Below are 12939 nucleotides of genomic sequence, written 5' to 3' on the forward strand. Positions count from 1 at the left end.
GTCCGCGCAGTCGGCCACGGCGGAGAACTGCGGACGGCCCACACCGGTCATCATCCGGGTGGTGCACATGGCGCCGGGGCCGACGCCGACCTTCACGATGTCGGCTCCAGCGTCGATGAGATCCCGGGTGCCGTCGGCGGACACCACGTTGCCGGCTGCCAACGGCACACCCAGATCCAGCGCTGCAACCGCTTTGATCGCGTCCAGCGCCTTGACCTGATGGCCGTGTGCGGTGTCGATGACCAATAGGTCCACCCCGGCCTCCACCAATGCCGCCGCCTTGGCCGCCACCGCGCCGTTGATGCCGACGGCAGCGGCGACGCGCAGCCGGCCGGCCCCGTCGGTGGCCGGGGTATAGATTCCGGCCCGGATCGCCCCGGTGCGGGTCAGCACCCCGGCCAGCGTGCCGTCGGTGTTGGTCAGCACCGCGACATCGATCGGGGCGTGCTCCAACAGGTCGAAGACCGTGCGCGGATCGGTGTCCGCCGGGGCGTTGACAAAATCGGGTGTCGCGACGTCGCGGACCCGGGTGAACCGGTCGACACCTGCGCAGCGCGGCGCCGTCACCAGGCCGACCGGGCGGCCCTGAGACACCACCACCGCCGCGCCGTGGGCGCGTTTGTGGATCAACGCGGCCGCGTCCGACACCGAATCGTCGGGCGAGAGCACCACCGGGGTGTCGATGACCAGATCGCGGCTCTTGACGAAGTCCACGGTCTGTTGCACGGCGGAGGTCGGCAGATCCTGCGGCAACACGACGACGCCGCCGCGCCGGGCCACCGTCTCGGCCATTCGGCGCCCGGCCACCGCGGTCATGTTGGCCACCACCACCGGGATGGTGGTGCCGGAGCCGTCGCGGGTCGACAGGTCCACGTCGAACCGCGAATCGACGTCCGAACGGTTGGGGACGATGAAGACATCGTCGTAGGTCAGATCGTATGCGGGGGCCTGCCCGTTCAAGAACCTCATTGCCTAACGCATTATCCCTGAATCATCCCAGCATCAATGGTCCGGCTCGTCTTCAGGTCGTCCCGGTCTGCATGCCACCGGACGGAATCGCCACCTCGCTGTGGTTGCCGCTCCACAGGGTGTGGAACTTTCCGGGCGCATCGACCCGCCGGTAGCTGTGCGCACCGAAGTAGTCGCGCTGGGCTTGGGTGAGCGCGGCGGGGAGCCGCGCGGCCCGCAGGCCGTCGTAGTACGACAGCGCCGAGGAGAAGCCCGGAACCGGTATTCCCAGCTGGATGGCTGCGCACACCACCCGGCGCCAGCTGTCGATCGCCGATTCGACGGCGCCGCGGAAATACGGTGCGGTGAGCAGGCTGGCCAGGTCAGGTTCGGCGTCGAAGGCCTCCTTGATGCGGTTGAGGAACGTGGCCCGGATGATGCAGCCGCCGCGCCAGATGGTGGCCAGGTCGCCGGGGTTGATGTTCCAGTTGTGTTCGGCGCTGCCGGCCTGGATCTGGTTGAAGCCCTGGGCGTAGGCGACAATCTTGGAGGCGTACAGCGCCCGGCGGACGTCTTCGATGAAGGTCTGCGGGTCGGCGGGGCGTTCGCCCAGCCGACCGGAGGCGAAGCCGGCGGTCGCCTTGCGCTGGGCCACCGAACCCGACAGCGCTCGGGCGAACACCGCTTCGGCGATGCCGGTCACCGGGACACCGAGGTCGAGGGCGGATTTGACGGTCCAGCGGCCGGTGCCCTTCTGCTCGGCCTCGTCGACGATCACGTCGACCAACGGTCGGCCGGTCTTGGCGTCCACCTGGCGCAGCACCTCGGCGGTGATCTCCACCAGATAGCTATCCAACTCCCCGCTGTTCCAGTCGGTGAAAACGTCGGCGATCTGCGGCGCGGAGAAGCCGAGCCCGTCGCGGAGCAGCTGGTAGGCCTCGCCGATCAGTTGCATGTCGGAATACTCGATGCCGTTGTGCACCATCTTGACGAAGTGGCCCGATCCGTCGGGGCCGATGTGCGTGCAGCACGGCACCCCGTCGACGTGTGCTGAGATCTGCTCCAGCAGCGGGCCCAGCGACTCATACGACTCCGCGGGGCCGCCGGGCATGATCGACGGCCCGTTCAGTGCACCTTCTTCACCGCCGGAGATGCCCGCGCCGACGAAGTGCAGGCGCCGCTCGGCCAAGGCTTTCTCGCGCCGGATGGTGTCGGTGTAGAGCGCGTTGCCGCCGTCGATGATGATGTCGCCGGGTTGCATGGCGTCGGCAAGTTCGTCGATGACGGCGTCGGTGGCGGCACCGGCTTTGACCATGATCAGCACCCGGCGCGGTTTCTCCAGCGCGGCGAGGAATTCCGGAACCGACTCGCTGCGCACGAAACTGCCCTCAGCGCCGTGCTCGGCCAACAGCGCGTCCGTCTTGGCGATCGAACGGTTGTGCAGTGCCACGATGTAGCCGTGCCGGGCGAAGTTGCGGGCGATGTTGGAACCCATCACGGCCAAGCCGGTCACCCCGATCTGGGCGCTCGCTTCGGTGACGCTCATGTCTGAACCTTCCTCTGCCCTTCTCGGCTTCTCCAACATGCCAGATCGAAGGTCGACGCTCGGGTGATACGTGACGGCAACGGATTTCGCCGCGGTTAGCCGGCGATCAGCCGGTGCAACTCGATCAGCCACGGTACCGCCAGTGCGACGGTGGGCACCACCAGCACCGCCGCCGCGGCGAGGTAGACGGTCACCGCCAGTGCTCGGCTGTTGCCCGGTCCCGACAGTCGGCGCACCCGCAGTAACGTGCTGGGGCCGCCCACCGCCATAGCGCCCGTCGGTGCGGACGCGGACGCGCAGGCCACCAGCGCACGCGCCAGCGGCGCGGGCCCGGTGGTTCGGATCGCCGCGTCGTCGGCGAGCAACTCGACCAGCAGTTGCACCGTACCCAGTGTGCTGGCGCTGCGGGTGATCCGCGGAAAGGCGGTGTGCAGGGCGGTGAACGTTTCCAGCACCAGGTCATGGCGCGCACGCAGATGCGCGCGTTCATGGCTCAACACGGCGGCGAGCTCCGTGTCGGTCAACGAGGCCAGCATTCCCGCGCTGAGCACGACTCGGCTGCGGACTCCGGGCAGGCAGTAGGCCATCGGCTGCGCGACCTGGAGGATCCGAAGTTCGTCGGTCCGGCTGCGGATGTGATTCGGCAGCGGGTCCTCGCTGGTCCCGAGCAGGTCGACCAGCATGCGGTGATGCGCACGTCGCCGCCGGGTGCCGACCGCGACCCGAAGCACCGCCACCAATAGCCGAATCCCCACCAGCAGCGTCAACGCGAAGACCGCCACCGACACGATCCACAGCGGCCAGCCCAGCCGATCGATGCCGTCACGGACCGTCCGTGTCGGGCGGCCGTCCGGCCCAGGCATGAACAGCCCGCTCGCGATGGCGATTCCCGCACCGAACGCCGAGATCACCGCGGCGAGTGTGACGGCCTGACACAGCACCACACCGGCCCGGGGTGCGCGCAGCAACCAGCTCGCATGCGCCAGCCAGGACCGTACCGGGCCGGCGAGCAGCATCGCGACGGTGATGGAGGCCAGCGCGAACACGCTGCCAGTCTCCCTCAGGGCGTGGCCTGACCGCCATCGGGTGGAGAACCGCGGTGTTTGGCTTCCAATTCGTCCAGTGCGTGCCGCAACGCCTCGGCCTCGTCGGCATCGACGCGTTCGACGAAATGCACTAGCGCGGCCTGTCGACCGCCGGGGTCTGCGGCCTGGTCCAGCGCGTCCACCATTAAACCGGCAACCAGATCACCGCGATCATGCGCCGGCGTGTAGCGGTGCGCGCGGTCATCTCGGATCTGGATGAGCAGGTTCTTCTTGGCCAGGCGCTGCAGCACGGTCATCACGGTGGTGTAAGCCAAGCCTCGGTGCGCCGACAATGCTTCGTGGACCTGGCGCACCGTTTGGGGCTCAGGCTGCGACCACAGGTGGTTCATCACCGCCCGTTCCAAATCCCCTAGGTGCGCCGGCCTTGGCATGCCCCGACTCCCCTCCTGGACGACGTGACAAGCCTACACCGGCTTACTACCGGTTGTCGTACCGGGTTCACGGGCACCGCTGAGCTCAACGTCGAATTCTCAGGATGTCCCGACAGGGCTTGGGCTGCTTACCTGATTGGGGCCGTTCGCACCGGTCACGGACGGATACCCGGCAACTGGGGGAGGCCCGGCAGCGCGGGGTTACCCGGCAACTGGGGGGCGCCCGGTGCCTGAGCGGAGCTTGCCGACGGTCTCAGCGGCTGGCCGGCGAGCGCGCGCGCGTTGCGCAGCGCCACCGCCATGATCGTCTGGGTGGGGTTAGAGCCGCTGGAGGTGACGAACACGCTGCCGTCGGCGCAGTAGACGTTGTCCATGTGGTGCATGCGTCCATACGCATCGACGACGCTGGTCTTGGGATCCACACCCATCTGCATCCCGCCCATAGTGTGAAAACCGCTGGGCACCGGCGGGCCGGACAGCGAAGTGACGAGGCGCAGGGGTAAGGCCGCGAACAGCTGTGCGCCGGACGCCCCCATCATCGCGGTGAGCGCCGGGATGAAGAAGTCTTCGGAGGCTTTTTCGAATTTTCCGATGTCGTAGGTGATTCGCGGCACCGGCTGGCCGTTGATGTTTTTGACCGTCGGATCCAACGTGACGGTGTTGGTCAGATACGGCATGTCGGTGGCGAAAACATCCGTGCCGGCGAGTCGGTCGCGCAGCAGCGACGCGCGCATCAGCTCCTTGAACGGATGACCGAACAGCTGCACCCCCGGCAGAATCCCCAGAATCATCTGGTAGAACTTGCCTTCGGTGATCGGAAGCTGGCTGCCGCCGAGCTCGGAGAGCCCGGCGCGAATGTAGGGCAGCCCGGCCAGCCGGGCAAAGGCCCGGGCGCCGGGGAAGTCGGGATCGTTGTAATCGAACATGACCTGCGTCGTGGAGCGGCCGCGGTTGGGATGCACCCGCTGGTCGAGGAAGATGGCGAATGCGTCGTAGAAATTTTGAAACATCATCCGTAGACCGATGCGCCCGTAGGGGTCGGGCAGCTCGGACAGCAGTGCCAGCCACGGCGTCAAGATCGCCGAGCAGGCCAGCACGACGACGTCGGCGCTCTCACCGCCGGGCTTGCCCTGCGGGTCGACGAAGGTGACGCCGGTGGCCCGCCGGCCGGTGAAGTTGACCTTGAGAACCTGGGTGAGCGGGCGCAAGTCTGTCCGCCCGGTCTGCAACGCTCGCCGCAATGGGATAAGCGTCGTGGGCTTGGCCGAGATCGGGCACCCGTAGCCGGCGCAGAACCCGCAGTTGTTACACGCCGGGGAGCCGTTGTATTCCACCGAGTTGATCGCCATCGGGAAGTAAAAGGGATGCAGCCCGAGCCGTTTGGCCCCCGAGGCGAGCAGCATCGCGGAGCGCTGCTGCGGGCCCGGCGGCATCGGGAAGGGCGTCTGTTGCGGCTGGTGTTTCTGGACGTGAGCGGGTATCGACCCGAGGTCACCCTGCACGCCAAGCATCGTCTGCAGCTCGTCGTAGTAGGGCACCATGTCGCTGTACTCGAACGGCCAGTCGGCCATGTCGGCGCCAGGCACCGGGCCCAAAAGCGACAGTCCCTTGAAGTCGATGTCCCACAGCCGGGTGAACTTGGAGTCCGAGTGCGGGAATGTGCCGCCGACCATGTTGGAAAGGTCGTTGACCGCCCCGACGTAGGTCTTCGCCGCGTTTTGGCTGGCGTTTTGCCGAAAAGTGCGCGGGAAAGCGATGGGGTCGGGCTGCTCGAAGTAGCGGTGCTTCTTGAGCTCGTCGTTGGAGAACACCGTCGGGAACGGCCCATGGCCAGCGAGGTCGGAGTAGTAGTTCGGCCCCATCTCGAACATCACCACGTCCCAGCCGGCCTCGGCGAGCACCATGGCCGTCACCGATCCGCCGGCGCCCGAGCCGACGATGACCGCCTTAGGCATTGACGCGGCCCTTTCCACCGCCGAGCACATTGCTCGGTGACACTGTCCCGTGTGAGCCCGACCCGCTGACCGCCTCGTCGGGCATGCATGAATTATGTGGTGAGAGCCATGGTTTCCTTGCGATTGACTTGCGTCACGGCGTGTCGGCCGTGACGATGCTGCGTCGAATCCTTATGCGGGGTGTCGCGCCCAGGTGGGGCCGCGTGTGGCGCCGTGGTGTAGACACAAGGGCGTGTCGTCTTCGCCGGTCCCGCTGCCGCATTTCACCTCGCCCTTCGATGAGGAGGTCGGCTTGGTGTTCACCGAATTGGGCCCCGACGGCGCCCGCGCTCAACTGGAGGTGGAGCCCAAGCTGTTGCAGGCGACGGGCATCGTGCACGGCGGCGTGTACTGCTCGATCATCGAGAGCATGGCCAGCGTGTCGGCCTATGTGTGGCTGAACCAGAGCGGCCGCAGCGGCGGTCAGGTTGTGGGCGTCAACAACAACACCGACTTTCTGCGCGCTATCTCCTCGGGCACCGTGCATGCTGTGTCCGCCCCGGTTCACCGTGGCCGCCGTCAACAGTTATGGCTGGTCACCATCACCGACGGCACGAATCGGACGATCGCCCGCGGTCAGGTGCGGCTGCAGAACCTCGAGCCGGCTGACTGAGGAGGTCGGTGCGGACTGCGTTACCGGATCTAACGGCCGGTAACGCTCCCGTTGGGCCCAGTGGCCAGACGAGCCGGCAGGATGCCCGGTACGACGGCGGCCAGCAGCAGGCCAGGCCTGCCGAGCATCGCGCGCCGGGATACCCGCGCTGACAAATCCAATCCGCGGACAGCGGTGTTGCTGGTCATAGGCCGAGTATGACGGGGCTGTCGGGGATCACCGGGGATTTCCCGGGTTGCGGCGTGTCGCGAGCGGAGCCGCTGGTTTTGCTGGTTTAGCCAGCTTTAGCCAGCTTTAGCCAGGTTGGCCGGGCTGGCCGTTCTGGCCGGCGACACCGCCGGTGCCGGTGTCGCCGGCCACGCCCCCGATGCCGCCGGCTCCGCCATGGCCGGGGGCGCCGGCGTCACTGGGTGCGCCGCCCGCACCGCCGTTGCCGCCGGCCCCGCCGTCGCCGTTGGTGCCCACGTCACCGAACCCCAGGGCAGGGCCGGCGTTGCCGCCGGTGCCTCCGCTGCCGCCGACGCCCCCGTCGCCGCCGTTTCCGCCGTCACTGCCGGCACCGCCGACACCCCCCGTTCCGCCGACGCCGCCGATCCCGCCGTCACCGCCGTCGCCCAGCAGCAGGCTGCTGCTACCGCCTCTACCCCCGATGCCGCCGATACCGCCGGCCCCGCCTTCGGTGCCGTCGTTCTCCGGCAAGCCCGAATCACCGGGGGTGCCGGCGGTGCCGGTCCCGCCGGCGCCGCCGGCACCCCCGGCGCCGCCGTTGCCGAACAGCCAGCCGACGGCGAAACCGCCGGCTCCGCCATTGCCGCCACTGTCACCGGCACCACCGGCGGCGCCGGCGCCGCCGATACCGCCGTTGCCCATGAGGAATCCGCCGGCCCCGCCGTCGCCGCCGTTGCCGCCGTCGGCTCCGGCACCGCCGTCGCCGCCGTTGCCGGTCAGCCCGGCGGCTCCGCCGAGACCGCCCTGCCCGCTGGCGGCGGTGCCGCCGGCCCCGCCGTCGCCGAACAACAACCCGCCGGGGTGACCGGCGGCTTGCAGAACTGTTCCGCCATCCATGCCGGGGGCGCCGTTGCCGATCAATATCCGCCCGATGAGGTCTTGGCTGATCGGGTTGAGCAGCGTGTTGTCGACAAACTCGCCAACAGGGCTGGTGATCCAGGCCTGACTGAGGAAGTAAACCGGCTGGTAGATCACCGTGTCGAACAAGCTGGCCAGCAGACCGCCCAGGGGCAGAGCGCTGGCCGAGGCTAACGGATCAGCGAGACCCAGGCTATCCGGGTCAAAGCCGGCCAGGCCGGCGGCGGAAGCGGGGTCTGCCAGCGCACCGCTGAGGTCGGTGAAGTCTGCCGCTGGGAATGGCTCGATGACGGGGTCGACGAGCAGGTCGAGGATGTCAGCTTGTGCCGACGGCGAAGTCGCCAGTGGTGCTATGCCCGCGGCGAAAAACACTGTGGCAATGGTCGGTAGATCGGCCACGCGATGACGGCGGACCGCGGCGTCCGCCCGCCGAGTGCGCTTCCTCCCCAAATTTAAGCCCGCTAGTTCAGCCATCGTCTCGCCTTTCATCCCCTTTCATCCCGTTTCATCCGGGGCCCACACCGCGACAGTAACCTTCCGCAAACCGTTTGTACCGGTCACGGACGGATGCCCGGCAACTGGGGAACACCGGGTGTCTGAGCGGTGCTGGCCGGTGATCTCTGCGGCTGGCCGGCGAGCGCACGCGCGTTGCGCAGCGCCACCGCCATGATGGTTTGGGTGGGGGGGCTGCCGCTGGAAGTGACGAACACGCTGCCGTCGGCGCAGTAGACGTTGTCCATGTGGTGCATGCGCCCATATGCATCGAGAACGCTGGTCTTGGGGTCGACACCCATCTGCATTCCGCCCATGGTGTGCTTGCCGCTGGGCACCGGCGGGCCGGACAGCGAATTGACGAGACGTTGGGGTAAGGCCGCGAACAGCTGTGCGCCGGATGCCCCCATCATCGCGGTGATTGCCGGGATGAAGAAGTCTTCGGAGGCTTTTTCGAATTTTCCGATGTCGTAGGTGATTCGCGGCACCGGCTGGCCGTTGAGGTTTTTGACCGTCGGATCCAAAGTGACGGTGTTGGTCAGATACGGCATGTCGGTGGAGAAACAATCCAAGCCGGCGAGCCGGTCGCGCAGCAGCGAGGCGCGCATCAGCTCCTTGAACGGATGACCGAACAGCTGCACGCCCGGCAGAATCCCCAGGATCTGCTGATAGAACTGGCCTTCGGTGATCGGGTTCTGGCTGCCGCCGAGCTCGCACAGCCCGGCGCGGATGTAGGGCAGTCCGGCCAGTCGGGCAAAGGCCCGGGCGCCGGGGAAGTCGGGATCGTTGAAGTCCTGCATGCACTGCGTGAGCGCGCGGCCTTTGTAGGCGTGTACCCGCTGGTCGAGGAAGACCGCGAAGCCTTCGTAAAAGTTTTGAAACATCATCCGTTTGCCGATACGCCCGTAGGGGTCGGGCAGCTCGGACAGCAGCGCCAGCCACGGCGTCAAGACCGCGGAGCAGCTCAGCACGACGACGTCGGCGCTCTCACCGCCGGGCTTGCCCTGCGGGTCGACGAAAGTGACGCCGGTGGCCCGCCGGCCGGTGAAGTTGACCTTGAGAACCTGGGTGAGCGGGCGCAAGTCTGTACGACCGGTCTGCAACGCTCGCCGCAATGGGATAAGCGTCGTGGGCTTGGCCGAGATCGGGCACCCGTACCCGGAGCAGAACCCGCAGTTGTTACACGCCGGGGTGCCGTTGTATTCCACCGAGTTGATCACCATCGGGTAGTAATAGGGATGCAACCCCAGACGTTTGGCCCCTGCGGCAAGCAGCATCGACGACCGCTGCTGCGGCCCCGGCGGCATCGGAAACGGCGTCTCCTGTGGCGCGTGCCGGAGCACCAGAGCCGGCGTCGACCCGAGATCACCCTGGGTGCCGATCAGTTTCTCGACCTCGTCGTAGTAGGGCCGCATCTCGTTGTAGTCGAACGGCCAGTCGGCCATGTCTGCGCCAGGCACCGGGCCCAGGATCGACAGCCCCTTGAAGTCGATGTCCCACAGCCGGCAGAACTTGCAGTCCGAGTGCGGGTAGGTGCCACCGACCTGATACGCAAGGTCATCGACCGCGCCGACGTAGGTCTTCGCCGCGTTTTGGCTGGAATTTTGGCGAAAGGTACGCGGGTATGCGATGGGGTCGGGCATCTCGAAGTAGCGAAAGGTTTTGAGTTCGTCGTTGGAGAACACCGTCGAGAAGGGCCCTTGCCCGGCGAGGTCGGAGTAGTAGCTCGGTCCCTGCTCGAGGACCACCACGTCCCAGCCGGCCTCGGCGAGCACCATGGCCGTCACCGATCCGCCGGCGCCAGAGCCGACCACGACCGCCTTAGGCATTGATGCCGGCCTTGCCGCCCAGCGCGGAGATGACCTGCGTCCAACCTCCGTTGAGCAGCTTGGCGATGATCCCGTTCGGGGGGATCCCGCACGGGTCGAACTCGGCCGCTTCGACCTCGGCGTTGGTGTAGCCGCGCGGCTGGACGTCCCCCGGCCAATAGATGTCTTGCCAACCGACCAGGCCCGCGTTGCCGCCGTACTCCGGGACGGAATACATCCCCTCGATGGTGTGGCCGAACAGCAACTTGGTGAACGGCACCGCCTGACCCTGCATCAGGATGCTGTCCTGGCGCGCCTTGGACACCGTCGTGAAGTCGCCGCCGGCCAGTTTGTCGAGCAGCGCGATGCCGTTGGTGTACTGCTCTTGATAGTTCGCGATCCGCTGGCGCCATCCGTAGGTCTGGGCGCGGTCGAGTGGGACGAAGTCGGCCATGAAGTCCTGGGTGCCGCCGGCCCGGTTGCTCCACGGCCCGCCCGCGTGCACCTTCGCTGGCGTGAACGAGAAGGCTGACAACATGTAGTCCAGGAAGCGGACCACGTTGGCTTCGTGCGCGCCCGGGGAACCGCGCTCCAACAGGTCGTCTTCCGGCCCGGGGATCAGGCGGCGGGTGGCGGCGTCGAGCACCGCGGCCTGGTGCGGCGACAGGAAGAGGTACGGCGCGTCGGCGGAAGCGTTCGGAACAACGCCGCGTACGGCTGCAGTCAATGGCAGCAGGCTCAGCCCGCCGAGCACTGCGCGCCGCGACACCGCCCCCAGCGAGTCTGATCTGCTGGCCGTCTCGTCGGGCACGCACAAATTATGTGACAGCGGTCAGCGATCTCTTGGGATTGTCTGCGCCGCGGCGTGTCGCGACAGCCGCCGCTAACTGGACGCCCTGTTCGCCCCAGCCGTCGTGCCGTGAGCCTCGGCGGCCAGCACCGCGAGTTGTTCGAGCCGGGTCCGGCCGAACGCCTGCCGCTCGGTGATGGCCAGCTGGCTACGGCGCGTGCTCAGGAACGTGACGGTCCACGACAGCAGCGTGCTGACCTTGTTGTGGAAGCCGACCAGGTAGACCAGGTGCAGCAATAGCCATGCCAACCAGGCGATGAAGCCGCTGAACTCTAGCCGGCCGAACTTGGCCACCGCCGAGAATCGCGACACGGTGGCCATGGAGCCCTTGTCGAAATACTGAAACGGCGCACGGCCGGTCGGATCGGCGCCGTCGAGTTCGGCTTTGATGGTGCTGGCGACGTGCTTGGCGCCCTGGATGGCGCCCTGCGCCATGCCCGGCACACCCTCGACGGCCGCCATGTCACCGACCACGAAGACGTTCGGGTAGCCCGGCACGGACAGGTCGGGCAGCACCTTCACCCGACCGGACCGGTCTAACTCGACCGAAGACTGCTCGGCGAGATCGCGACCCAGCGGGCTTGCCGAGACACCCGCCGACCACACCTTGCACTGCGATTCGATACGCCGGATGCTGCCGTCGGAGTGCTTGACCGTGATGCCGTTGCGGTCGACATCGGTGACCATCGCCCCGAGTTGGATCTCGACGCCCATCTTCTGCAACCGCCCGGCGGCTCTGCGGCCCAGCTTGTCACCCATCGACGGCAGCACGGCAGGAGCGGCGTCGAGCAGGATCACCCGCGCCGTAGTCGGGTCGATCTTCCGGAATGCACCTTTGTAGGTGTGCATGGCCAATTCGGCGATCTGCCCGGCCATCTCCACACCGGTGGGACCCGCCCCGACGACGGTGAACGTCAGCAGCTTCTTCCGTCGTTCGGGGTCGCGGGAGCGTTCGGCCTGCTCGAATGCGCTGAGAATGCGTCCGCGCAACTCCAAGGCGTCGTCGACCGACTTCATACCGGGTGCGAACTCGGCGAAGTGGTCATTGTCGAAGTATGACTGGCCGGCGCCGGCGGCGACGATCAGGGTGTCGTACGGGGTGTCGTAGGTGTGGCCGAGCAGCTCCGAGGTGACGAACTTGCCCACCAGGTCGATATGGGTGACATCGCCCAACAGCACCTGGACGTTGCGTTGTTTGCGTAGCACGACACGGGTCGACGGAGCAATCGACCCCGAGGACAGGATGCCGGTCGCGACCTGATACAGCAACGGCTGAAACAGGTGATGGGTGGTGCGGGCGATCAACGTGATGTCGACGTGACATCCACGCGGGGCTCGCTTGAGTGTCCGGGCTGCCGTCAACCCACCGAAGCCGGATCCGATGATGACGACCCGGTGCCGGTGAGTATTCACTCCCATAGCTTGGGGTTGGGCGCTCATGGAATGGGGTAGCTCCTCGACGACTGCGTTCACCGCGTTCACCGCGTTCATCATCACGCTAGTTGACCTGATTGCCGGTTGCCGAATTCGGCGGTTGTGTGTTCAGCCACGTCCAGCGGGCGACCGTGGCCTGCCAGCCGAACCTCCACTGCAGGGCGGCGCACAATCCGGCACAGTGCAAGCACGTCGCGCTTGCGTCACAGCCGTAACACGGTAGGTTCTTCTGCCATGAAGCAGCAGGATTCACACTCAACGGCGCGCTGGGGCCTGTGCACACTGACGGCTGCCATCACGGCCGGGGCGATCGCCATCGGAGCGCCGGTGACCGCGGCGAACGCCGACCCCGTACCCCCGATGCCGCCGGCGCCGCCGACCAATGCGGCACCGCCCCCGCCTTGGAACCCGTTTGCCCCGCCCGCACAGCCGGTCGAACCGGGTGAGCCCGACCTCGGCCGGGTCGACGACGTCGCCGACGGGTTCAGCTACGTCGTGCCCGCCGGCTGGGTGGAGTCCGACGCAAGCCACCTCGAATACGGTTCGGCGCTGCTGAGCAAGCAGATCGGCCAGTCGCCGCTGCCGGGCCAGCCCCCGGTGACCGCCAACGACACCCGGATTGTGCTGGGCAAGCTGGACCAGCGGCTCTACGCCAGCTCGGAAAGCGACAGCGCCAAAGCCGCAACCCGGC

General features: G+C 67.2%; 11 protein-coding genes and 1 pseudogene. 2 read left to right on the forward strand and 10 right to left on the reverse strand.

Going from position 1 to position 12939, the window contains the following annotated elements; translation table 11 throughout:
* The 5 genes from AC2VOP_RS16645 to AC2VOP_RS16665 all read right to left on the reverse strand — a co-directional run.
* The coding region (locus AC2VOP_RS16645) for an IMP dehydrogenase (RefSeq protein WP_486961999.1) at window positions 1–969 on the reverse strand (969 nt) is incomplete at its 3' end.
* A gap of 52 nt (window positions 970–1021) precedes the next feature.
* Entirely contained in the window at window positions 1022–2494 is a 1473-nt protein-coding gene (gndA, locus tag AC2VOP_RS16650) for an NADP-dependent phosphogluconate dehydrogenase (protein ID WP_486962000.1), read from the reverse strand.
* A 95-nt stretch (window positions 2495–2589) separates the two neighbouring features.
* Complete coding sequence (locus AC2VOP_RS16655) at window positions 2590–3540, reverse strand: M56 family metallopeptidase (RefSeq protein ID WP_486962001.1); 951 nt, start codon at window positions 3538–3540, stop codon at window positions 2590–2592.
* Between the two features lie 14 nt (window positions 3541–3554).
* Window positions 3555–3971, reverse strand: coding sequence for a BlaI/MecI/CopY family transcriptional regulator (locus tag AC2VOP_RS16660; RefSeq protein WP_486962002.1), 417 nt, complete (start codon window positions 3969–3971; stop codon window positions 3555–3557).
* A gap of 155 nt (window positions 3972–4126) precedes the next feature.
* Window positions 4127–5926: a GMC oxidoreductase gene (locus AC2VOP_RS16665; protein ID WP_486962003.1), complete on the reverse strand. Its 1800-nt coding sequence runs from the start codon at window positions 5924–5926 to the stop codon at window positions 4127–4129.
* Window positions 5927–6158: 232 nt separating this feature from the next.
* Between AC2VOP_RS16665 and AC2VOP_RS16670 the strand changes: the two genes are divergently transcribed.
* Entirely contained in the window at window positions 6159–6578 is a 420-nt protein-coding gene (locus AC2VOP_RS16670; protein WP_486962004.1) for a PaaI family thioesterase, read from the forward strand.
* 29 nt (window positions 6579–6607) lie between these two features.
* Here AC2VOP_RS16670 and AC2VOP_RS16675 read toward each other — a convergent pair whose 3' ends face one another.
* The 5 genes and pseudogenes from AC2VOP_RS16675 to AC2VOP_RS16695 form a co-directional block, all read right to left on the reverse strand.
* Window positions 6608–6766: a hypothetical protein gene (locus tag AC2VOP_RS16675; protein ID WP_486962005.1), complete on the reverse strand. Its 159-nt coding sequence runs from the start codon at window positions 6764–6766 to the stop codon at window positions 6608–6610.
* A 106-nt stretch (window positions 6767–6872) separates the two neighbouring features.
* A pseudogene (locus AC2VOP_RS16680) lies at window positions 6873–7703 on the reverse strand (PGRS repeat-containing protein); the annotation flags it as partial.
* 518 nt (window positions 7704–8221) lie between these two features.
* Window positions 8222–9985: a GMC oxidoreductase gene (locus AC2VOP_RS16685; RefSeq protein ID WP_486962006.1), complete on the reverse strand. Its 1764-nt coding sequence runs from the start codon at window positions 9983–9985 to the stop codon at window positions 8222–8224.
* Window positions 9978–10775: a gluconate 2-dehydrogenase subunit 3 family protein gene (locus AC2VOP_RS16690; RefSeq protein WP_486962007.1), complete on the reverse strand. Its 798-nt coding sequence runs from the start codon at window positions 10773–10775 to the stop codon at window positions 9978–9980. Before AC2VOP_RS16690 ends, AC2VOP_RS16685 begins: the two co-directional genes overlap by 8 nt.
* A 72-nt stretch (window positions 10776–10847) precedes the next feature.
* On the reverse strand, window positions 10848–12254 hold the full coding sequence (locus AC2VOP_RS16695; protein ID WP_486962009.1) for an NAD(P)/FAD-dependent oxidoreductase: 1407 nt from the start codon (window positions 12252–12254) through the stop codon (window positions 10848–10850).
* A gap of 228 nt (window positions 12255–12482) precedes the next feature.
* Here AC2VOP_RS16695 and AC2VOP_RS16700 point away from each other — a divergent pair.
* Window positions 12483–12939 (forward strand): APA family fibronectin-binding glycoprotein (locus tag AC2VOP_RS16700; RefSeq protein ID WP_486962008.1); only part of this gene is annotated, 457 nt, incomplete at its 3' end.

Source organism: Mycobacterium sp. TH-M106 (assembly GCF_057473765.1).